At 59.8% G+C, this 20068-nt stretch carries 20 protein-coding genes; 8 read left to right on the forward strand and 12 right to left on the reverse strand.

The genetic code is table 11. The features are described from left to right. Positions 1-285 precede the first annotated feature (285 nt). The 5 genes from ACYZTR_RS15325 (at position 286) to ACYZTR_RS15345 (ending at position 5534) form a co-directional block, all read left to right on the forward strand. Positions 286-2088 (forward strand): HAMP domain-containing protein, encoded by a 1803-nt coding sequence (locus ACYZTR_RS15325; RefSeq protein WP_461972148.1) that lies wholly within the window; start codon positions 286-288, stop codon positions 2086-2088. Beyond that, complete coding sequence (narL, locus tag ACYZTR_RS15330) at positions 2085-2732, forward strand: two-component system response regulator NarL (protein WP_449643740.1); 648 nt, start codon at positions 2085-2087, stop codon at positions 2730-2732. Before ACYZTR_RS15325 ends, narL begins: the two co-directional genes overlap by 4 nt. A gap of 86 nt (positions 2733-2818) precedes the next feature. Further along, complete coding sequence (locus ACYZTR_RS15335; RefSeq protein ID WP_461972150.1) at positions 2819-3493, forward strand: Crp/Fnr family transcriptional regulator; 675 nt, start codon at positions 2819-2821, stop codon at positions 3491-3493. A gap of 74 nt (positions 3494-3567) precedes the next feature. Continuing rightward, the gene (locus ACYZTR_RS15340; protein WP_461972152.1) at positions 3568-3966 is read left to right on the forward strand and encodes a putative zinc-binding protein; all 399 of its coding nucleotides are present in this window, start codon (positions 3568-3570) and stop codon (positions 3964-3966) included. A gap of 299 nt (positions 3967-4265) precedes the next feature. Next, the gene (locus ACYZTR_RS15345) at positions 4266-5534 is read left to right on the forward strand and encodes an IS110 family RNA-guided transposase (protein WP_461972154.1); all 1269 of its coding nucleotides are present in this window, start codon (positions 4266-4268) and stop codon (positions 5532-5534) included. 90 nt (positions 5535-5624) lie between these two features. Here the strand turns inward: ACYZTR_RS15345 and ubiT are convergent, their stop codons facing one another. The 7 genes from ubiT to norR all read right to left on the reverse strand — a co-directional run bounded on the left by ubiT (position 5625) and on the right by norR (position 12260). Beyond that, on the reverse strand, positions 5625-6095 hold the full coding sequence (ubiT, locus tag ACYZTR_RS15350; protein WP_461972156.1) for a ubiquinone anaerobic biosynthesis accessory factor UbiT: 471 nt from the start codon (positions 6093-6095) through the stop codon (positions 5625-5627). After that, positions 6089-6979 carry a U32 family peptidase gene (locus tag ACYZTR_RS15355; protein WP_461972158.1) on the reverse strand — a complete coding sequence of 297 codons (891 nt, stop codon included), beginning with the start codon at positions 6977-6979 and terminating at the stop codon, positions 6089-6091. Before ACYZTR_RS15355 ends, ubiT begins: the two co-directional genes overlap by 7 nt. A gap of 10 nt (positions 6980-6989) precedes the next feature. Beyond that, positions 6990-7985 carry a ubiquinone anaerobic biosynthesis protein UbiU gene (gene ubiU, locus ACYZTR_RS15360; protein WP_461963545.1) on the reverse strand — a complete coding sequence of 332 codons (996 nt, stop codon included), beginning with the start codon at positions 7983-7985 and terminating at the stop codon, positions 6990-6992. A 122-nt stretch (positions 7986-8107) separates the two neighbouring features. Then, positions 8108-9343, reverse strand: a complete 1236-nt coding sequence (locus tag ACYZTR_RS15365) for a molybdopterin molybdotransferase MoeA (protein WP_461972160.1) — start codon at positions 9341-9343, stop codon at positions 8108-8110. Next, the gene (gene moaB / locus ACYZTR_RS15370) at positions 9340-9894 is read right to left on the reverse strand and encodes a molybdenum cofactor biosynthesis protein B (RefSeq protein WP_461972161.1); all 555 of its coding nucleotides are present in this window, start codon (positions 9892-9894) and stop codon (positions 9340-9342) included. Before moaB ends, ACYZTR_RS15365 begins: the two co-directional genes overlap by 4 nt. A 101-nt stretch (positions 9895-9995) precedes the next feature. Next, positions 9996-10643: a pyridoxamine 5'-phosphate oxidase gene (pdxH, locus tag ACYZTR_RS15375; RefSeq protein ID WP_461972163.1), complete on the reverse strand. Its 648-nt coding sequence runs from the start codon at positions 10641-10643 to the stop codon at positions 9996-9998. A gap of 87 nt (positions 10644-10730) precedes the next feature. Continuing rightward, on the reverse strand, positions 10731-12260 hold the full coding sequence (norR, locus tag ACYZTR_RS15380) for a nitric oxide reductase transcriptional regulator NorR (protein WP_461972165.1): 1530 nt from the start codon (positions 12258-12260) through the stop codon (positions 10731-10733). Between the two features lie 154 nt (positions 12261-12414). On the opposite strand from norR, the gene ytfE reads away from it, so the two are divergent. Next, positions 12415-13089 (forward strand): iron-sulfur cluster repair protein YtfE, encoded by a 675-nt coding sequence (gene ytfE, locus ACYZTR_RS15385; protein ID WP_461972167.1) that lies wholly within the window; start codon positions 12415-12417, stop codon positions 13087-13089. Positions 13090-13164: 75 nt separating this feature from the next. Here the strand turns inward: ytfE and ACYZTR_RS15390 are convergent, their stop codons facing one another. Both ACYZTR_RS15390 and ACYZTR_RS15395 read right to left on the reverse strand, forming a co-directional pair. Continuing rightward, positions 13165-13602, reverse strand: a complete 438-nt coding sequence (locus ACYZTR_RS15390; RefSeq protein ID WP_461972169.1) for a CopD family copper resistance protein — start codon at positions 13600-13602, stop codon at positions 13165-13167. A 28-nt stretch (positions 13603-13630) separates the two neighbouring features. Further along, positions 13631-14821 carry an NnrS family protein gene (locus ACYZTR_RS15395; RefSeq protein ID WP_461972171.1) on the reverse strand — a complete coding sequence of 397 codons (1191 nt, stop codon included), beginning with the start codon at positions 14819-14821 and terminating at the stop codon, positions 13631-13633. Positions 14822-15303: 482 nt separating this feature from the next. Between ACYZTR_RS15395 and ACYZTR_RS15400 the strand changes: the two genes are divergently transcribed. Both ACYZTR_RS15400 and ACYZTR_RS15405 read left to right on the forward strand, forming a co-directional pair. Continuing rightward, complete coding sequence (locus tag ACYZTR_RS15400; protein WP_282381557.1) at positions 15304-15987, forward strand: Crp/Fnr family transcriptional regulator; 684 nt, start codon at positions 15304-15306, stop codon at positions 15985-15987. Further along, positions 15984-16184 carry a protein DnrP gene (locus ACYZTR_RS15405; RefSeq protein ID WP_461972173.1) on the forward strand — a complete coding sequence of 67 codons (201 nt, stop codon included), beginning with the start codon at positions 15984-15986 and terminating at the stop codon, positions 16182-16184. Before ACYZTR_RS15400 ends, ACYZTR_RS15405 begins: the two co-directional genes overlap by 4 nt. 55 nt (positions 16185-16239) lie before the next feature. Here the strand turns inward: ACYZTR_RS15405 and ACYZTR_RS15410 are convergent, their stop codons facing one another. From ACYZTR_RS15410 to ACYZTR_RS15420, 3 genes are all read right to left on the reverse strand, one after another. Continuing rightward, a complete protein-coding gene (locus tag ACYZTR_RS15410; protein WP_461972175.1) occupies positions 16240-18087 on the reverse strand; it encodes a nitric oxide reductase activation protein NorD in 1848 nt (615 codons plus the stop codon). Positions 18088-18164: 77 nt separating this feature from the next. Then, positions 18165-19595 carry a cbb3-type cytochrome c oxidase subunit I gene (locus ACYZTR_RS15415; protein WP_461972177.1) on the reverse strand — a complete coding sequence of 477 codons (1431 nt, stop codon included), beginning with the start codon at positions 19593-19595 and terminating at the stop codon, positions 18165-18167. A 3-nt stretch (positions 19596-19598) separates the two neighbouring features. Beyond that, positions 19599-20039 carry a c-type cytochrome gene (locus tag ACYZTR_RS15420; RefSeq protein ID WP_461972179.1) on the reverse strand — a complete coding sequence of 147 codons (441 nt, stop codon included), beginning with the start codon at positions 20037-20039 and terminating at the stop codon, positions 19599-19601. Positions 20040-20068: the final 29 nt, after the last annotated feature.

Consider the following 20068-nt stretch of genomic DNA (forward strand, 5'->3'; position numbering starts at 1 on the left):
GCCATGGCGGCAGACTAGAGAGGCCAACCCCGCAAAAACTTGATCCATGTCAACGAAGCCCTAGGGAGCATAGGCCTATGCTTGTGCGGTCTACCTCTAAGGAGGTAGTTCAACCAAACCCTGAAGTTGTTTGTTTATCAGCGTCTTAGGGATTTCTACCAATGTTTTTGCTGACAAGGATCAGTCGACAACTCTTTAGAGGTAGCGCGCCCGGGATCGGCGGCAAAACCCCACCCTGGAGCTCCACGTGCTCTGTTTTCCTGATTTTTTCCCGGACCTGCGCTGATGATGCGCTGGTTACGCAGCTCCTTGCCCGCTCGCGCCGGGGTGGCGGTGATCCTGATCGCCGTGCTCGCCCTCGCCAGTTCATTGAGCGCCGGACTGATCGCCTGGTTCAGCCAGGGCGATGCCGCCGCCATCAACACCGCAGGCTCGGTGCGCATGGAGACCTACCACCTGAGCTGGAAACTGGCGGCTGGCGCCACCGGCGAAGAAATTGCCGCCGTCACCGACAGCCTGCAAACCCGACTCAACAGCCAGTCACTCAAGGCTGTGCTGGAAGATGGCCCGACCACCGCGCTGCAAATCAGCTATGGGCAAATCCAACAGCGATGGAACGAGGATTTGCGCCCGGCACTCGAGCGCGGCGATGCCGCCTATTTTCAGGTCCAGGCCCTGCCCTTCGTTGAACAACTGAACCAGTTCGTCAACCTGTTGCAGCGCGAAAGCGAACAAAAGCAAGGCTGGCAACAGGTGATCCAGGGACTGGCCTTGTTCACCACCATGATTGTCCTGCTGCTTGGGCTTTACGAGCTGCAGTGCGGCGTAATCACGCCCTTGAAAGAGTTGGTGGACGCGACCCAGCGCTTTCGTCGCGGCGATTTCAAGGTGCGGGTCAACCATCAGTCCCAGGACGAGCTGGGCCAGTTGGCCACAAGCTTCAACGCCATGGCCGAGACGATCGAAGAGTCGCACCGCACGCTGGAGAGTCAAGTCCAGCAAAAAACCCTGAACCTGCAACAAGCCAATGCCGCCCTCGAACTGCTGTACCAAAGCAGCCGCAGCCTGGCCACACGCCTGGCCAATGCCGAAGGGCTGGATGAATTGATTCGACGCTTCCAGCAACGCCTGCCCGGCTTGCGCCTGTCGCTGTGTCTGCAAGGGCAATTGCAGGCACCGGCCCAGCAGTTACTCGCCCTGCACGGCGCGAACATCCGCGAAGTTTGCGCCAGCAGCGACTGCGCCACGTGCCAGAAGCACCACAAGGCCAGTCCACAAACGTTCAGCATTAGCAATCAGGGCAGTGAACTGGGTGAACTCAAGGCGCATTTTGTCGACGGGCATCCGACGCAAGCTTGGGAAACCCAACTGATCCAGGCCCTGGCCAACCTCATCGGCACGTCGCTGTCGCTCAAGCGTCAACGGGAACAGGATCATCGCCTGCTGTTGCTCGACGAACGCACGATCATTGCTCGCGAGCTGCACGATTCACTGGCCCAGGCCCTGTCCTACATGAAGCTGCAAGTCAGCCGCCTGCAGACCCTGATGCGCCGTGGCGAACCGGTCGAGACCCTGGAAAACGTCACCGCCGAGCTGCGCGAGGGGCTGAACAATGCCTACCGCCAGTTACGTGAGTTGCTGACCACCTTTCGCTTGCAGATTCACGACGCGGGACTGGTGCAGGAACTCAAGGACACCGCCGAGGAGTTCTCCCGTCGCGGGGAATTTCAGGTGCACCTGCACGTCGACGCGCTGGCCTTTCAGTTATCGGCCAGCGAACAAATCCACATATTGCAGATCACCCGCGAGGCGCTCTCCAATTGCCTGCGCCACGCCCACGCACAAAACGCCTGGCTAGAACTGCGTCAGGACGGTGAAACCGTCAGGCTCATCGTCGAAGACGACGGGCGCGGGTTTAGCGGCAACGTCGACCAACGCGAACACCATGGCCTGAACATCATGGATGAGCGGGCCCGCAGCTTGCGCGGCCAGCTGCAGATATTTCCCAGGGAGCCGCAAGGCACCCGCGTCCAACTGGAATTCCAACCGGAGTTTCTCGGGCAGCAAACAGAAGGTAGCGTCACATGAACCCGTCCCTGCAACACACCATCCTGCTGGTCGACGACCATCCGATGATGCGTCACGGCATCCGCCAGATGCTCGAACTCGAAGATGATTTCCTGATCGTCGGCGAAGCCGGCAACGGTGAAGAAGCCCTCGGTCTTATCGAGCCGCTGCAACCGGATCTGGTGTTGCTCGATAACAACATGCCGCAGATGAATGGCATTGAAACCCTGCGCCAGTTACGGGCGATGCACTACACCGGCAAGGTGCTGCTGTTCACGGTCTCGGACGCTGAAGACGATATTCGCGACGCACTGCGTCTGGATGCCGACGGCTATCTGCTCAAGGACATGGAGCCCGAACTGTTGATTCAGTACATCCGCAATGCCTTGAACGGCGAATTGGTGATCAGCCCGGGCCTGACCCAAGTCATGGCCCAGGCGCTGCGCTCACCGCAACGCCAGACCGTGGTAGAACTGACCGAGCGTGAGCGTCAGGTGCTGAAAACCATCGCCAGCGGTTTCAGCAACAAAGTCATCGGGCACAAGCTGGGCATCACTGAAGGAACGGTCAAGGTTCACGTCAAAAACCTGCTGCACAAACTCGGCTTGCGCTCGCGGGTAGAGGCAGCGGTGTGGGCCATGGAGCATCTGCGCAATGCAGGCTGACGGGCATCCCTCCTTAGAGGTAGGCCGGCAGAGGCATAGGTCAATCGCCTCGTGCTCTCTACTATGACCTTCAGCGGAGGTACGCCATGCTGACCCACCCTTCCATCGTTTTAACGTTGCGCCGTCATCATCTGTTCAGCCAACTGCCGGAGAAAATCTTCGAGGAAGTCTGCGGCCTGGCGATGCTCAAGCGCCTGGCCTGTCACAACACGCTCATGCATCAAGGGGATCCGGCCAAGCGTTTTTTCCTGCTGGTCAGCGGTCAGATAAAGTTGTACCGGCTCACGGGCGAAGGTCAGGAGAACCTGGTGGAGATCATTCAGCCCGGCCAGACTTTTGCCGAAGCCCTGCTGTTCAGCCAGGCCCGTCTCTACCCGGTGAGCGCCACGGCGCTGAAGGACAGCGTGCTAGTGAGTATCGAGGGCAACCATTACCGCAATGCACTCGAAGACCAGCCGAAAGTTTGCCTGGCCATTCTGGCGAGCATGAGCGTTCACCTGCACCTGCGTCTGCGCGACATCGACACCTTGACCATGGCCAGCGCGAGCCGTCGGGTGATCAATTTTCTGTTTCAGGAACGCAACCCGATCAGCGGCTTGATTGTCTTGCAGGTGTCCAAACGCCTGGTCGCCTCGAAGCTGGGTATTCAGCCGGAAACCTTTTCGCGGATTTTGCACCGTTTGGTGGACAGCGGCCTGATCGCCATGGAGCGACGCAATATCAGCATCCTCGCCGAAGAAGGTCTCGCGGCATTCCAATAGACGCAATTGACCGCAATCAATGCGCATTGCCACCGGCCTTGCACACTGAAGAAGGTTATCCATGGAGAGTGCTCATGCCCCGTTCAAACTTGCCTCTGGTTTACTCCTGCTCAGGCTGCTCCAACGTCGCCCAACTGGCCAATACCCTGGCGGTGCGACTGGATCGCAGCGGACTGGCCGAGATGTCCTGCATCGTCGGCGTCGGCGGGCATGTGGCGGCACTGGTCAACAAGGCGCGTTCGGGGCGACGGATCTTCGCGCTGGACGGCTGCCCGCTGGAATGCGTCGAAAACTGCCTGCAGCAACATGGACTGCATGCGGATGTGCACTTGATTCTTAGCCATCACGGGCTGCGCAAGCGCAATGGCGAAGACTGCACGCAGGCGCAGGGTGATGAGTTGTTTGAAGAGATCAGGCAGTTGATTGCCAGTGATGCCCGGAAGGAAGAAAGCCTGCAGGAAACGATGGCCTGAAGAACTACGAAAACCCACTGTGGGAGCGAGCCTGCTCGCGATATAGGTAGTCCGTTCCTTTCTCTTCCATACTGATATTCGCTGGAAGTCGGTTGTCGGCGAGGAAGGAACATGCACCTGTGGGCTACGAATTTGCTCGCGCAGCACTCGATGATTACGCCTTCACCTTCGAGTCCACAGGTGCGCTTGCGCCCTCTAACGAATTCTCAGGGAAAGCCCGACACGGCTCTCTATATCGCCTTCGCTGGACGCAAGCATGCATGTCCCTGCATGTACTTTAGCGCCTGTTGAGGTGTTCCATGCAAACGCTCCTGTCTCAGAGTTTCACTGCTTATATCGGAATTGATTGGGCAGACGCCAAGCACGACATCTGTTTGCAGATAGCTGGAGAGGCTCAGCGCAGTTTCGAGGTCATCGACCACGAGCCCGAGTCGATTGATCGCTGGGCCAGGTCGCTGCATCAACGTTACGGTGGCCCGATCGCGATCGCCGTGGAGTTGAACAAAGGCCCACTGATAGCGGCTCTGCAAAAATATGAGTTTTTTTGTATCTTTCCGATCAATCCGAGCACCTTGGCCCGGCACCGTAAAACCTTCGTCCCCAGTGGCGCCAAGGATGATCCAACGGATGCTCAATGGGCGCTTGAGCTGTTGCTGAATCATCCCGAACGGTTTCCTCAACTGGTCCAGCAAAGCTCCGCCATGCGTTCGCTCGCCAGCCTGACCGAACATCGCCGCGGATTGGTCGATGACCGGGTCAAGATCAGCAACCGTCTGGTCTGCATGCTCAAACAGTACTACCCGTTGGCCCTGGAGCTGTTTCATGACCATGACACGCTGGTTTTTTGTGAATTTCTGGCGCGCTGGTCGACCTTTGAAACGCTTAAGCGCGCTCGGCCAGCCAGCGTTTTGAAGTTCCTTCACGCGCATAATGTTCGCCATGCTGAGCTCAATCAGCAGCGTTTGGCATTGATCGCCAAAGCCATGCCGTTGACTGAAGATCCAGGCGTGGTCAGTCCTTCAGCGCTGTATGTGCTGGCCCTGGTCTCGCAACTGAAAGGGGTCATCACGGCGATCAAAGATTTTGATCGGGAGATCGAAAAAACTGCCAACACCCTGGCCGACTATCGACTCTTCAAGGCCTTGCCCGGCGCGGGACAACAGCTTGCCCCACGGTTGATGGTCGCCTTTGGTGAGCAGCGTGATCGCTTCAAGGATGCCAGTGCGGTGCAGCGATATGCCGGAATTGCCCCGGTCACCGAACGCAGTGGCAAGAAAAAAGTCGTCCACTGGCGCTATCAATGCGCAACTTTTTTGCGCCAGACCTTTGTTGAGTGGGCTGCCCACAGCATCAATCAATCGGTGTGGGCAGAGGCGTATTATCGCCAGCAAAGGGCCAAAGGCAGCTCTTACCAAGCAGCCCTCAGGGCCCTGGCGTTCAAGTGGATCCGGATCGTTTATCAGTGCTGGAAGAGCAGCACCGTGTACGACGAAAAGGTTTATTTACAGACCTTGCTTCGGCACGGCTCGCCTTTGATCAGCGAGCCGGACACAGCAACATCGTGTTGACGGAAAGGCTCAGGGCGTGAAGGCGGTGTGTCAGTCAACATCAATGTTGAATGAACTGGCCCCTTCGCGAGCAGGCTGGCTCCCACAGTTTTACTGCGTCGCCAAGCCCTTCCCGGCCCGCTCCAGATTGCGCCACAACCACACCGGCAAGACGTCAGGATCAAGGCTGTCGATCAGATTCTTCAGCGCCAGCCCCAACTCCGTATCGCCCTCGATCACCAGGCGCCTGCGAAAGAAAAGCGTGTCCGGATCTTCCTGACGGCTGGCCAGCAATAAGAACTCTCGCCAGTTACCGCTGATGGTCACGTGCGCCGTAGCACGTTCGGCAATCCGCAACCCTTCACGGGTGAGCGTCAGGTACCAGGACAAACCCAGATCCGGGATCCGCAGGCACAACCAGCGCCCGCGCAACACTTCAAATTCGCCATCGCGCAACGGCTCGGCGAGGCAGCGATTGAGCGCCTGCTGCAACGCCAGGCGCTGCACTGCAAAGGGCACCCGACGTACCAGCGGCAGTAACCGGTCGGCGCCCTTCAACAGCCATTTTTTACGATTCAACACAGGCCGACCTCCTCGACGCGCAACATGCCGGCCTGGCCATGCCAGTAGCCATTGCAACCGTCAACGAACAGCGGCGGTGTCTCGCCCAGACGAACCCGTTGATAGCCGGCAATGACCTCGGCCATGCCCTGAGCACGGGGACTCAAACGCAACAGATCGGCACCACAGGCCACCAGCCCGGCGTAGTCCGCCAGCAGATTGGTCACCTCGGCCGACATCGTTTGAATACCGTTAATGGTGAACAGCGCCTGCCCTTCCTGACTGGTCAGTGCCAGGCCGTCGGGGTAGTTGAGGCAGCAGAACCGGCAGTCGTCCTTGGGCAGGTTTTCCGCCCGGGCCGTAAAGCAGCGTGCGGAATAGGCCAAGGGCAAATGCCCATAGGCAAAGATCTCGACTTCTGGAACCTCACGGCCCAGTTCGCGCACCTGTTCGAGTACGTCGCCAATCAGCGCCGCCGAACATTCCACGGGCGGCACCCATCGGGTCATCCCGCAGTCTAGCAACTGCGCCAGCGTATGACCGTTGTACAGATTAAGAGCAGGACCACCCACGAAAGGCAACTTGCGCTCGGCCATAAACTGCACCGCGCCCATGTCGTTGGCTTCCACCAGCAACTGGCCGTTGTCGCAGAGCCGACGTAGGCTGGAGAGCTCGGACGCCGCTTCGATCAACGTCAAGCTGGAGAGCACCAACTGTGCCTGGCTGCATTCCTGTAACTCGCGCCCCAGCCCCAGCCATTGATCGAGTGAAAAGGCCCGGCGTTTCGAGCACACGGTTTCCCCCAGATAAATCACATCCAGGGGCAAGGCCGACATCTCGGCGTAAAAATGACTGAGTTGTTCTTTGTCCCAATAAAACAGGACCGGTCCAAGGCTGAGCTTCATGTCGCCTCCCTCATTGCCATGATCGATGATAAGCACCCAGGGTGGTCTGGCTGCCTTCGGACAAACCGGCCAGCACCCGACGCCATTCATCCTTGACCCGAAAACTGCCCGGCGAGCCACGGTGGGCATCCAGTGCTGCGCGCCAGACACGGGTGACTTGTTCGACATAGGCCGGGCTGCGTTGGCGGCCTTCGATTTTTACCGCTTCGACGCCGATGGCGGTCAATTCCGGCAGCAAGTCCAGCGTGTCGAGGCTGGTGGGTTCTTCCAGCGCATGAAAGCGTTTGCCGCCGACCAGGAAACGGCCTTTGCACAGGGTCGGGTAACCGGCGGGTTCGTCAGGGGTGTAGCGGTCAATCAGCACTTCACTGAGCCGTGCGCTCAAGCCTTCGGCGTCGTCGCTCCAGCGCACCGCCTTAGCTGGCGAACACACACCGCATAGGTTCGGCGACTCGCCGGTGATGTAGGAAGACAAATGGCAACGCCCTTCAGCCATGATGCACAAGCTGCCGAAGCCGAAGACTTCGATGGGCACCGGGCTGCTCGCGGCGACCTGACGCACCTGCGCCAACGACAACACCCGTGGCAGCACCGCACGACGAATCCCGTAGCGCTGCGCATAAAACTCCAGCGCCGCGGCATGGGTCGCCGAGCCTTGGACCGACAGGTGCAACGCGAGTTGCGGATGCCGCTGGCTGGCGTAGTTCAATACCCCTGGATCGGCGGCAATCAGCGCATCCACGCCGAAATCGGCGGCCCGATCGACCGCGCGCTGCCAACGTTCCCAACCCTTGGGCTGCGGGTACGTGTTGACCGCGACGTAGAGTTTGCGTTGATGCTGGCGAATGTGGGCGACCGCCGCATCGAACTGTTTGTCGTCCATGTTCAGCCCGGCGAAATGCCGGGCATTGGTGTCATCACGAAAACCGACATAGACGGCATCGGCGCCTTCGCGCACCGCGGCTTTTAGCGCAGGCAGGTTCCCTGCCGGGCAGACCAGTTGCATGGATAATCCTCATGGAAAAACGCCTCTCGACCCTCAATCGATGCCTGTGCCGCTGCGATCGAAAAAGGCGCTGCCAGTCTAGCGAGACCGTTAGGCACAGCCTTGACGGCAATCAATTGCCATCAATGCATCAGGTCGGCGAAGGACACAAACATCACGGTGTCGTGCTTGAGCACTTGCTGCTCGCACTCGATCACCGCCAGGCCATCGGCCCAACACGCGGCGGTCAACATCGCCGAGCTTTGCTGAGGGTGCAGCTCCACACTCAATTGGCCGTCAGCGCCAGGCGTCAGCCGTGCCCGCAGGTACTGCCGGCGCTTGTTGCGCTGCAGCCAGTCGAACCCGGCGGGCACGGCCAATGGCACCGGCAACACGTCGCTGACGCCCTGGGCCCTGAGCAGGAACGGACGCACCACCACCAATGCGGTGATCAGCGCCGCCGAAGGATTGCCCGGCATGCCGATCCAGGGTTTGCCGGCCACTTCGCCAAAGGCCAACGGTTTACCCGGCTGAATGGCCAGTCGCCAGAAATTCAGGCTGCCCAGTTCCTCGATGGCCTGTTTGAGGTGATCTTCCTCACCGACCGAGACGCCACCTGAACTCAACAGCAGGTCGCATTCCGAAGACGCCAGGCTCAAGGCATGTCGGCTGGCCGCCAACTCATCGGTCATGACGCCATAGTCATGCACCTCAACGCCCCAACCGCTCAACAACGCAGCGAGGCAGTAACGATTGCTGTTGTAAATCTGCCCGGGCGCCAACGGATCGCCCGGCTCACGCAGCTCATTGCCGCTGCTGAGCAAGCACACTTGCAACGGTCGATAGACCTCGACCCGCTCAATGCCAGCGCCCGCCAGCAACCCCACTTCCTGCGCGCGCAGCCGCTTGCCGGCCTTGAGCAATAGATCGCCTCGACGAACTTCCTCGCCCTCCTTGCGCACGTGATCGCCAGCGTTGACGGGCGGGAACCAGACACGTTCGGCCTCAATTCGGCAACGCTCTTGCGGCACTACCGTGTCGGCACCCGTTGGCAATGGCGCACCGGTAAAGATTTGCACCACTTGATGCGCGAGCAAGGGCGAGCACGCCGGATCTCCTGCCGCAATCCGTCCGCCAATCGACAAATAACCACCTTCCGGTGGCAGGTCAGCAGCCCTGAGGGCATAACCGTCCATGGCACTGTTGTCCCAGGCCGGCAAGTTCACCGGGGAATGAATATCCGCCGCCAGAACCCGCCCCAAGGCTTGATCCAGTCCGATCATTTGCGCCAGGGGTGGCGGCGGTGCCTGCTCCAGCAGACGGCTGATGGCCTCGTCCACGGGCATCAGGTGACCGAGGTCGCACACCCGGCCGGTCATGAGCGTGACTCGCAGGCGTCGACGACCCGCTGTACTTGCGGTTTCAAATGCGGGGCGAAATTGCACGGGCCAGTGCGGCTGTCCAATTGTTCGAGCAGGATCTGGTTCCAGGCGGTTCGACACGCTCCCGGCGAACCCGGCACGCAGCACACCAGCACGCCGTTGCTCATCCCGGCCAATGCCCGGGATTGCAGACTGGACATGCCGATTTCCGCCAGGGACACCTGACGGAACAGTTCGCCGAAGCCTTCCACATGCTTGTCCAGCAACGGCAAGACGGCTTGTGGCGTATTGTCGCGTGCGGTGAACCCGGTGCCGCCGGTCATCAACACCACTTGCACCTTGGGGTCGGCAATCCAGTGGGAGACCTTTGCGCGAATCTGATAAATGTCGTCCTTGACCAGATCACGGTCGATCAACACATGCCCGGCCGTTTGCAGCAAATCTGTCAGGGTCTGCCCCGAGGTGTCGGTGTCAAAGGTGCGCGTATCGCTGATGGTCAGCACGGCAATGTTCAGGGGTTCAAAGGTGCGTTGCGCCAGATGGGCCATATCCAAGCCTTCCCGTAGATGAGGTATGGCCCAAAGCCTGAACCGGAATGGCGAGCGAGCCTATTCCTCCAAGGAGGTACCTCCACAGAATCAAAGAGCGTTCAAGGCGCCAAGCGGTTGCGTTGCCATACGCCATCGCGCAAACGGTAATCGAGACGGTCATGCAAGCGGTCGGCGCGGCCTTGCCAGAACTCCAGTCGCTCAGGGTGCAGGCGATAACCGCCCCAATGTTCGGGCCGCGGCACGGTCTTGCCGGCGAAGCGTTGGGTGGTTTCCCTCAACAGCGCTCCAAGTACGGCCCGACTGGCCAACGGCTGGCTCTGCGGTGAAGCCCAGGCGCCCAGACGGCTGTCCAGCGAACGGGAATCGAAATACGCATCCGACAGCGTAGGGTCGAGCCTGGACACCCGGCCTTCAATACGCACCTGACGCTCCAGCCCCGGCCAGAAAAAGGTCATGGCGGCATTCGGGTTAGCGGCCAGCTGCTGGCCCTTGTCACTCTGGTAATTGCCGAAAAAGGTAAAGCCATCATCGCTCAAGCCCTTGAGCAGCAGGACCCGACAGTGCGGACGCCCTTCACTGTCGACCGTCGCCAACACCATGCTGTTGGCTTCGGCAGGCGGGCACTCGAGGTCGCGGGCCAGTTGCAGCCATTGCCGGAACATCGCCAGCGGGTCGTCCAGCGCAGATTCGTCCTGCAGGCCAAAAAGGGTGTAGTTGCGGCGCATTTGTGCCAGGGAAAGGGGCATGACGGTGTTCTCCGGAAGGTTCTACCCAGTGTGCGAGACACTGCGCAACACCACCTTGACCGCCATCAACACTGAGTATGCCCACCTTTATTTGAGACGCAGGCGCCGAGCCAGTTTGTGCAGGTTGCTAGGATCGACTTCGAGAATCCGCGCGGCGCTGGCCCAGTTCTCCCCGGACAGGCTCAAGGCCTGAAGGATTTTCTTGCGCTGGTAATCGTCAACCGCTTCGCCCAAGGGCTGGAACGGCGCATCAGCCCTATCGTCCAGAGGACTTTCGACTTCAGCGCCCTGTCCGCGCATGGCACTGTCGAGATCCAGAATCTTGGGTTCCAGCGTCATGATCAGCGTGCGACTCGTGCCACGACTGAGCTGCTTCAACGCGGCTCGACTGATCACATGTTCCAGCTCACGCACGTTGCCCGGCCAGCTATAAGCCAGCAGCGAGCGCTCGGCCGCCGGCGACAGACGTAAGCCGCGCAGGCCGAGCCGCGCCCGATTGAGCTCAAGGAAATGCCCGGCCAGCATCAACACATCGTTGCCCCGCTCGCGCAGGGGCGGAATCGGCACCGGATACACTGAAAGCCGGTGATACAGATCGGCCCGAAACAAGCCGTCGCGGATGCTGTCCGGCAGGTGCCGGTTGGTCGCTGCGATGATTCGCACATCGACATGCAACGGCTTGTCGGCGCCGAGGCGCTGGATCTCGCCGTTCTGCAGGGTGCGCAGCAGCTTCGCTTGCACGGCCAATGGCAATTCACCGACTTCATCGAGAAACAACGTGCCACCGTTGGCGGCATCGAAACGTCCGGCACGGTCACTGGTGGCGCCGGAAAAGGCACCTCTGACATGGCCGAACAATTCACTTTCTGCCAGGGACTCCGGCAAGGCCGCGCAATTGACCTGAATCAGTGGCTTGTGGCTGCGACGTGAAAGACGATGCAAGCGCCGGGCGAACAGCTCTTTACCGACACCGGTCTCGCCCAACAGCAACACCGGCAGCTCGGAATCGGCCAGCACGTCCAGTTCATTGAGCAACTGATGCAGCACCTCACTCTGCCCCAGGATTTCGCCTTCATCAGCCGGCCTGCGCACGTCTTGAATATCGCTGCGGGACAAGCGCAGGCTGCGGTTTTCTTGCTCAAGCCGGGTGACTCGCACGGCGGCTTCGATCTGCAAGGTACAGCGCTTGAGTTCTTCCCGCGCACGGCTGTCGAAGGTCCCGGCATGCAACGCATCGAGGGTGATCGCGCCCCAGATACGACCCTCCACATACAGGCTCACGCCCATGCAGTCGTGCACCGGCAGCGGTTCGCCGACGTGGTTGTCGAGCAAGCCGTCATAGGGATCCGGCAAGCGACTGTCGGGCTCGAACCAGGTGGGTTCGCGCGACGCCATGATCGCTGCCAGCCGCGGATGCTGGGCGATGACGAACCGGCGCCCCAACGCTTCATGCACCAGCCCCACCGTCGCGACTGGCCTGAGGCTGTCGTCATCCAGACGCAGCAATCCCACGGCGCCACTGTTGAAGTACTCGCGCAGGGTGTGGACCAGTCGTTGCAACCGCACAGCATTGGGCAACTCGACGATCAGGTCGGCCGCCAGGCTTTCACGCAGCATGGTAGTAATTACCCTCTATGGTTGGATTCACCCTAAAGCGTCAGGGTGTCTATCACCACAACTAAAAATTAATCCATATTTATCAATACGTTAAATATGGCATGCCGGATGCAACAAGCCTGGGGAACCGTTGAAATCCAATCAAGGAACCCTGATGAGCCTGACCCTACTGGAACAAAGTCTCGGCCAACTGGCCTGCGACATTCCCGGCGCCACCCGGATTTTTCACACCTTCAAACTGGACTTCTGTTGTGGCGGGCATAAAAGCCTGCGTGAAGCGGCGCTTGGCAAAGCGCTCGATCCGGTCCCGATTGCCGATGCGCTGCACAGGCTGCAAGACACTGGCGAAACCCAACACGACTGGCGCCACGAACCTTCGGAGCTGTTGATCGCTCACCTTCTGGCGCGCTACCACGCCCGCCACCGCGAGCAACTGCCGGAACTGATCCGCCTGGCCCGCCGTGTCGAGCAGGTCCATGGTGCGCGCAGCAGCTGCCCCAACGGCCTGGCTGATCTCCTGACCGACATTCAGCAAGAACTCGAAGGCCACATGCTCAAGGAAGAACAAGTGCTCTTCCCGATGCTGCAACAGGGCATCGGCCCTCAGGCCGCACCGCCGATCCAGGTGCTGCGTTTTGAACATGATCAACATGGTGAAGCGCTGGAGAGGCTGCTCGCGCTGACCAACAACATCACCCCGCCTGCCGATGCCTGTAACACCTGGCGTGCCCTTTATCGTGGGCTGCTGGAGTTTCGAGATGACCTGATGCAACACATCCATCTGGAAAACAACGTGCTGTTCATTAACGCCCTGAACCCTCGCCATTGATCGATTGTCGGTCACACCCTACCCGCGCCAGCCAACCGGTTGACGCGGGTTTTGTCTGTCAGGGATGGCGTGCGATCAACCGTGCCAATAGAACATGGCCTTGGCCAGGATCACGATCAGTACCATGTGCCCAAGGATGCTGCGGCGAATCCAGCGGGCGCGGGTCACGGTCAGCCGTGCGCTTTTCAACCAGTACGCCAGCAGGAAATAATGGCCGATGATGCTCAGGGCCAGGACGATCTTCAGGCTCAACAGCGTGCCGAAGCTGCTGGCCATTGGCTGACTCAATGCGCCACGGTGCTGCCACGCCAGGCTGATGCCGGCGCCATACAACAGCAACACCACGCCATGCAGTACCTTGCGCGAACGCACTGCAATGGCCTGATCCGCCGTCGTTTGCGCGGTAGCCGCCAACGGCTGACGGGCGTGATGCCAAATCACCACCTCGAAAAACAGCGTGCCGATGAAGGCAATCGCCGCCAGTAAGTGGGTGACCAGTAAAAAGGGATACATCACCGGCAGCCTCCATCAGTTCGCTTGCTTATCCCGGATGACCGTCAACGCGGGCCTGCAGCAGCATCGGCCCGTAGCGCCAGGCGTACAGCGCAAACGCCAGTGCCCAGCACAGACCGGCCAGCCACAACGCAGTCAATGGAAAGAACAGGATCAACACGACCCGGCTCAGGCACGCCAGGTTGAGCAAAATGAACGCCAGAGTCATGCCCGACGGCGGCTCCAGCGCGCGGCCGGTATGGCCCAGGCTGACCCGCGCGATCATCGCCAGCACCAGGCCGCCCATGGCACCTATCGTCAGGCAATGCACCGCCAGACTCGGGCTCACCGGTACGCCGAAATGCCACAGGGCCATGCCGAGACAGGCCACCGCCAACCAGCCATAAGCCAGGTACAACGACCACAGCAACGGCACGCGCCAGAGTGCGTGATCATGCCAGCGAACCAGACGCACCAGATGCCCTGCCGCCAACACGGCGAACAACAGGCCCACCCAGAGATTGGGCTCAAGCGCAGTTCCGGCGGCATATAACAACGCCACGAGGGGTGAACCCATCAGCAGCAGCCAATCCAGCCAGGGCCAAGGGGCAACGCCCTCGACCTTGCCGAGGCCGCGCTGGATGAAGAACGGAATGACTCGCCCACCGATCAACCCCATCATCGCCGCCACCAGCCAGATACCGGTCAGCACGCCTTGACGCTGCCAGCCTTCATGACCTTCGACCAGGCCGTACAGGGACAATCCGTCGGCCGCCGCTAACAACAGCAGCACAACTGCAATCGGGTAGTTACGTTTCTGCCGCACCTTCCACAAGGTGAAACCCATGAGCGCGGCCACCGCCAGCGGGAACGCCAATTCCAGCACCGCGAGCACCGGCCACGGTGCATTGACCAGCCAGGCCACGCGCGCCAACAACCACAGCAACGCCAGCGCGGCCAGCGGTTTCCCGCTGATGCCGGGGCGACCGGTCCAGGTTTGCACGGCCGTCAGCAGAAAGCCCGCGATGATCGCCAGCCCGAACCCGAACAACAATTCGTGTCGATGCCAGCCCAGCCAGCCACCGGCCGGCTGCCAACCGGAAAGCGCACCACTGAAGGCGGCCAGCCAGAGCGGAATGGCCAGCACCGCCAGAAGGCAGCCTGCGAGGAAAAACGGCCGAAAGGCCAAACGTAACAGCGGCGCGATTGCCATCGCTTTACGGCGGTCGAGCACTTGCATAAAGCCACTCCTTTACCTTGCTGCTGACCTGGCGCTAACCCGCAAGCGCCGAGGTAAATACGTGGGTCAATTATCGGGTAACAGCGATCAATTGCCTTTGTCGCAGATCAAGTGTGCAAGGGCCGTGCCCCGCTGACGCTCTGCGCCGGGGCAGGCACTCCTCCCGCATAGAGGTCATCCATTCAGGGTAGAAATGACCCTCAATGGTCATTTCTACCCTAGAGCCTAGGGTCTTTTTTACCCTTGTATTTGACAACCCCAATAAACAAGGACTGACAGGCATGGCCCGCGTTTTGCTCAAGCTACGGCAATCAAAGAAACATTGAACCCTCTCGATCCCCAGGAGCCGTCATGAAAAAAGTCATCCAGCCACTGGCCTGGTTTGTGGTGTTGACCTCGGTTCTGGCGTTGGCCAGCGGTGTCTCTCTAGGCCTCGTTTGACTTGACCGCCATCCCCTTCTCAACCTTCAGGATGAATTCTTATGGTGCTTCATCGCGTCCATCACCAGATTCTGCGCAGTCATCATTTGTTCGAGCCGTTGAACGAAGAACAGCTGGATGAATTAATGAGTACCAGCCACTTGCTGAGTATCGACAAAGGCGAGCCGTTGTTTCGCCAGGGCGAGCCGGCTGACTCGTTTTATTTCATCATTGCCGGGGCGGTGAAAATCTACCGACTGACACCGGATGGGCAGGAAAAAGTGTTTGAGGTGATCAGCGATCGGCAAACCTTCGCCGAGGCGATGATGCTGATGGACACTCCAAACTATGTGGCCTCGGCCGAAGCGATCTGCCCGACTCAGCTCTATCGGTTATCCAACAACACCTACATGCGCTTGCTGCAGAGTAATAGCCGACTGACTTTTGCGCTGCTCGGCAAGCTTTGCGTTCGCCTGCATCAACGGGTCAACGAAATCGAAACCCTGTCACTGAAAAACGCCACCCACCGGGTCGTGCGCTATCTGCTGACGCAGCTTGTGCGCCAGCAAACCGTTGACAGCCAATTCGAGCTGCCGATGGCCAAGCAACTGATTGCCGGGCATCTGTCGATCCAGCCGGAAACCTTTTCGCGGATCATCCGTCGCCTGATCGATGAAAACATCATCACGCAGGACGGCCGCCAGATCGCCATTCTTGATCGTCTGCGCCTGGAACAGTTCGAGTGAGTGCCATGCCCGTCTGTTTGTATTGCCAACATGCCAACCCACCGCAGGAATCCGAGTGCCGCCAATGCGGCATGCCCCTGCCGGCATTCGCCGCACACGCGGCGCAACGTCGGCTGCGCCGATTCATGTGGTTCTGCATCGGCCTGACGGTCTTCTGCGTGGCCATGTTTTTCTGGCTGCCACGCAGCATCTCCTGAAGACTGCACAAATCCCTGTAGCAGCCTTCGGCAGTTGCTTCAGGGGAAGTCTGCATCAAGACTGAGTCAACTGACGGTACAACTGCGGCAAGCGCAGGGGTAATTGCTCGGGCTGGCGGATCAAGGTGTAGCCATTGGCGCCGAACATGTAAGGCAAGTAATCCCCGGCCTCGCGATCAATCGTGATACAGAACGGCGTCAACCCCTGACGCCGCGCCTCCAGCACCGCCTCGCGGGTGTCTTCAACACCGTAGCGTCCCTCATACAGATCCAGATCATTCGGTTTGCCATCCGTCAGCAGCAGCAACAGTTTGCTGCGTCGTTTGCTCTTGCCCAGCAGTTGGGTGGCCTGGCGAATGGCGGCGCCCATGCGTGTGTAAAACCCCGGTTTGAGCCCTTGAATGCGACCTCGGGTGTTGTCGTCATAGCGCTGGGTGAAGGACTTGAGTTCCTGCATACGCACTTGCTGACGGCGCAGCGAGGAAAATCCGTACAGGGCGAAATCATCGCCCAGCACCGACAGGGTTTCGCCGAACAGCAGCAGGCTGTCGCGAATCACATCAATCACCCGATGTTCATCGTTCAAGTGGGCGTCGGTGGACATCGACACATCGGCCAGCAACAGGCACGCCAGGTCGCGGCGTGTCTGTCGTTGTTCCATGAACAGACCTCGTTCCGCACATTGGCCATGCTCGCGTTCAACGTGAAAATCCAGCCAGGCCTGCATGTCCAGTTCAGACCCTTGAGGTTGCTGGCGTAACCATTGACGGTCATTGCGCAAATGCTCGAACTGGCGGCGCAGACGGTGCGCCGAAGCCTTCAGTCGTGGCGGCAATGGTTGTGCCTCACTGTCGCGGGGCTCCATCATTTGCAAATTGACGAAGCCGTCCTGCATCTGCTGTTTGCGATAGTCCCACTCCGGCAACTTGATGCCCTCGCCAAGAGGAATATCGTCGACATCGGCGGGCGGCAAATCCAGGTGCAGCTTGAGGCCGCCGCCCTTGCGCAGCCGCGTGCGCGACAGCGTCAGTTCGTCCAGGTCGTCGGCGACCCTGGCGGCGTCCGGGTCTTCGCTGTCGTCCGACCAGCGATCCAGATCGACGTGTTCGCTCCAACTGAAGAGGTTTTCCAGACGCACTACCAGCAGCCCTCCTTTGCTGGTGCTTTCATCGATCCGCGTGGCGCGCTTGCGTCCGCTTTTCTGTTCGCCGGGAGGGGTGGCCAGATGATCTTCCGAGTCTTGCGATTCTTCGAGATCCCCCGCCTGGGGGCTTGCGAGGTGCAGCGGCGGATACAACCACAACGGCAGCGGCCAGGCCGCCCGTTCGCTGCGGGGAAAATGTTCGACACTGCCGGGATCGCTCAGTGCCTGTCGCAACGCCCGCTCCAGCGCCGCTTCGCCGCCCCTCAACGAGGCGGGATCCGGGCGCAATTGCAGATGAGCATCGACCAGTCGTTCGTAGCGCGAACGCAACGCCGGGTAACGTTGCAAAAGGATTTGTGTCCAGCGTTGATTATCTCGCCCCCAGTGGCGCATCTGCCCGGCCTGGGCCGCCAACAGCGCCAGCCAGCGATACAGCTCTTGATTCAACGCGGCATCCGGGTACACCGCGAGGCTCGATGGCAGGCGAAGGTTATTCTCGTCACACCACGCCAACGGTACTTGTTTGCAGGTACCGGCGATCTGCTGCAGCACGTTGCGCCGCAGCAACAGATCGCGATCGCTGGCGGCTTCCACGCCGACGCCATTGGCACCGCCCATGGCGCGAAACAACAGCGCCAGCGGTCGCTGCTGGCTGATCAGTTCGACGCGGGCCTCGGGAAAATCCGGGCTGGCGCGGCGGGTGATGAAGCGATGCCAGACACTGCCGACCCACTCTTCCAGTTCGACGGTAAAGGCCATGGTTTTTTTCCTCTGAAAACCAATGTGAAACGGCCCGCTGTACCAGCCGGGCCGTCCTCCTCCAGGATGTTATTGACTCACGAACGAACAGCGGAGGTGGCAGTCGCAGTGATCCCCACTGGCACCCGTCGCTTGAAGCTGAACAGGTAACAGAGCAGCCCTGCGAAGAAACCGAGACCGGCGCCCAGACGAGCCCAGAACAGCACTTGCAGATGATCGACAGTGGCCATGAACGGTAACGCGACGCCATCCACCGGCCAGCGTTGCAGGTAGATCTGCACGACACCGGCAGCAGTGAGTAACAGCGTGATCATCACCATCGACAGGGTCATCAACCAGAAACCCCAGATCTCAAGTTGCTGCGAACGCTCGTCCGCTGCCTCGCCGAGCCCGCGCAGTTTCGGCATGGCGTAGCTGATCAAGGTCATCACGATCATCGCGTATGCACCGTAGAAGGCCAGGTGACCGTGAGCCGCCGTCAACTGCGAACCATGGGTGTAGAAGTTGACCGGTGCCAGGGTATGCAGGAAGCCCCAGACGCCAGCGCCGAAGAAGGCAGTTACCGTGGTGCCCTTGGCCCACAGCGTGGCCGCGCGGTTCGGGTGGTCCCGGCGCCGGTTCTTGACCATGCTGAAGGCGAATATCACCATCGCCAGGAAGGGTAGCGGCTCGAGTGCCGAGAAGATTGAACCCACCCACAACCAGACCTCAGGCGCTCCGATCCAGAAGAAGTGGTGACCGGTACCGATGATCCCCGTTATCAGCGCCATGGCGATGATCACGTAGAGCCATTTTTCCACAACCTCCCGGTCCACACCGGTGATCTTGATCAGCACAAAGGCCAGCATCGACCCCATGATCAGTTCCCACACGCCTTCTACCCAAAGATGCACCACCCACCACCAGTAGAACTTGTCGCGGGCGAGGTTGCCGGGGTTGTAGAAGGAGAACAGGAAGAACACCGCAAGCCCGATCAACCCGGTCATCATCACCATGCTGACGGTGGTCTTGCGCCCTTTGAGCAAGGTCATGCCGATGTTGTAGAGAAAGCCCAGGCAGACCACCACAATGCCCATCTTGGAGATGGTCGGCTGTTCGAGGAACTCTCGACCCATGGTCGGCAGCAGCTCGTTGTGGGTCAGCTTCGCCAGGCCGGCATACGGCACCAGCAGGTAACCGAGAATCGTCAGCACACCCGCGGCGGCGAACACCCAGAACAGGATGATTGCCAGCTTCGGACTGTGCAGTTCGCGGTCGGCCTCTTCCGGAATCAGGTAGTAGGCAGCCCCCATGAAGCCGAACAGTATCCAGACGATCAGCAGGTTGGTGTGCACCATCCGCGCCACGTTGAAGGGGATGATCGGGAAGAGAAAGTCCCCTACCACGTATTGCAGGCCCATGATCAAACCGAACAGTATCTGACCGAGAAACAGGATCAGGGCAAACACGAAGTACGGTTTGGCCACGGATTGCGAGGCGAATTTCAGATGCGGATTAGCAATGCTCATCTCTTAGCCCTCCTTGTTTGGCGGCCAGCCATTGGTGTTGATTTTCGAGGTCCATTTGAGGAACTCGGCGATGTCATCCACCTCCTGGTCACTCAACTTGAACTGAGGCATCGCTCGGCGGCCCGGTACGCCCAGTGGCTGCATTTTCATCCAGGCATGCAGGAAGGGTTTGAAGCCCGCCTCCCCGCCGCGCCGCTGGAACACGTTGCCCAGCTCAGGCGCGAAGTAAGCGCCCTCGCCCAACAGCGTGTGGCAGCCGATGCAGTTGTTTTGCTCCCAGACCAACTTGCCCCGCTCCACTGATTCGGTTAATAGCGCTTCATTGCTGCGCTCTGGAAAGGTCTGTTCCGTGTGATAGGTCAAGGCCAGGAATATCAGGAAGAAGAAGATGCTTCCCCCAAAGTAAATATTCCTGGCCATGCCTTTGGTGAAGGTGTCTGACATGGTCGCTTCCTCTTTGCTAGGCGTGTCCA

This window comes from Pseudomonas sp. Hz4 (genome assembly GCF_054898165.1).